Here is a 2,074-nt window from a genome sequence, read left to right on the forward strand (position 1 = left end):
ACAGGGCGAGGCGCAGGCAGGCGAGGGCGTAGCGGTCGACGGAGAACCCGCGCCGTTCGGCCGGGGCGACGAAGGCGGGGTTGGCCACGGTCTGCCGCAGGCCCTCGTCCACGTGTGCGGCGGCCTCGAAGTCCAGGAGCGCCACGGAGGGTTCGCCCGTCTCGTCCTCGGCCACCATGATGTTGAAGAGGTGGAGGTCGTTGAAGACGATGCCGCGGGCGTGCACCGCGTCGACGGCCGCCGTGACCTTCCGGTGGATCGTCAGGGCCCACTCGGTGTACGAGGCGAGCTCCGCCGGGTCGGGATCGGCCTCGATCAGCGGGTGGCGGCGGGCGAAGTAGGTGTTGAGGGGTTTGCCGGCGAGGTGTTGCAGCACCAGGAAGTGGTGGTCCCCGACCGTGAACGTGCCGCGGACGGCAGGGACGCAGTCGAGGCCCGCCAGCCTTTCCAGTGCGGCCCGTTCGCGGTGCAGCCGGGTCACGGCGTCGGCGCCGTCGGCCGCGAGGCCGGCGTGCGGCCGGGCCTCCTTGAGGACCACGGTCTCGCCGGTGCGGCCGTCCTTGCCCACGTAGACGCCGCCGCCGTTGGAGAAGTGCAGCGCCCGCTCGACCGTGAAGGGGACTCCGGTCAGGGTGAGCGCTGAGCGCGCCGCGAGGTGCGGCTCCAGGAAGTCCGGCAGTTCGAGCCACTCGGGCGGCTGGAAGACCGGTCCGCGCGGGTCCGGTACGAGCCGCCCGTCGGGGGCCTCGATCGCCGGCACCAGTGCGCCGTGCGCGTCGTAGCAGTGCCGCAGGGTGAAACTGCCGTAGCGCAGGTGGACGGGGCCGGCGCCCCAGCGCAGATCGCTGAGGATGTACGGGCCGGCCGCCCCCGCCAGCGCGGCGTCGAGGTCCTCCGCGATCCGGCGGCACTGCTGCTCGTCGGCCGGGTAGACGGTGATGAACTTCCCGCTCGCGGCGCGGTCGGCGTACTTGGCGTTGCGCAGGTGCAGCAGGTAGCGGCTCGGTACGAACTTGAAGGCGATCCGCCGGGCGGTGCAGTACGCGTACACCGTCGCCAGCAGCGACGCGGCGTTGTCCAGCGTGGCCGACACGTGGATCTTCCAGCCCTGCGCCGGGAGTTCGGCATCGACGGGACGCAGCGCGAACCAGTCGCCGCTCCGGTGCGAGCGCCACCCCGGCGGGACGGGGGCGAGGGCCTCCGGGTAGCTCTCACCGGCGCGCCGGTACGGCGCGTCGTAGAACCAGCGGTCGGCGTCGCAGAAGGCCGCGTACCCCTTGTTCACGCCTGCTCCCTCGGTCGGTGGCAGAACCGACCGTGTCACGCATGGCGGACGCGGCGACAGTCACGGCTGTCACCGGTGGGGTGTGCAGTACTCACGAGTCACCGGGGTCCGATTCCATCCGTACGCGGGCCCCTGGCATCCGTTACGCCGCTCCGCGGGACCGCGCAGGCGCATGTGCGGGGCGCTGCCGGGCACTCGCACGGCATGACCGACACCTTCCGCAGCGCGGCACGCCGAGGCCGTCCACGCGCCGTCGCCCTCGCGGCGCGCACCCTCGCCCAGCTGCGGCGCACGGCCGTCCACGTGTGGACCGACAACCTCGCCGACCACGCGGCCGCCCTCACCTACTACGCCGGACTGGCGCTCCTGCCCGCGCTCGTCATCGCGGTCTCCCTCGTGGGGCTGCTCGGCGAGTCGACGAGGGTCCGGCTCGTCACCGGGCTCACCTCGTACGCGCCCCCTCAATCGGCGCAGGTCCTGCGCGACGCGCTCGACGGCCTCGCGGCGGACCAGTCCTCGATCTGGGCCCTGCTGATCAGCGGTGTGCTCAGCGCGCTGTGGTCGGCGTGCAGTTATCTGGCCGTGTTCCGGCGCGCCCTGCACACGATGCACGGGGTGCCCGATACGCGGCCTCCGCTCCGCGCGGCGTACAGGCTGGTGGGCAACGCCGTGGGGCTGCTGGTCCTGCTCGTCGTCGGCGCATTGGTCCTGGTCGTGTCCGGGCCCCTGGCCCACCGGGTCGCCCGGGCGGCCGGTGGGGCCGGTCCGGACGGGATCGCGCTCCTGCGC

The 2,074-nt window shown here is 73.2% G+C and carries 2 protein-coding genes; one reads left to right on the forward strand and one right to left on the reverse strand.

Going from position 1 to position 2,074, the window contains the following annotated elements:
* On the reverse strand, positions 1–1,285 hold a 1,285-nt coding region (gene lanKC, locus ACWGDE_RS38460), incomplete at its 3' end, for a class III lanthionine synthetase LanKC (RefSeq protein ID WP_453393732.1).
* A 204-nt stretch (positions 1,286–1,489) separates the two neighbouring features.
* Between lanKC and ACWGDE_RS38465 the strand changes: the two genes are divergently transcribed.
* The coding region (locus tag ACWGDE_RS38465; RefSeq protein WP_453393733.1) for a YihY/virulence factor BrkB family protein at positions 1,490–2,074 on the forward strand (585 nt) is incomplete at its 3' end.

The organism is Streptomyces sp. NPDC054956, assembly GCF_053609185.1.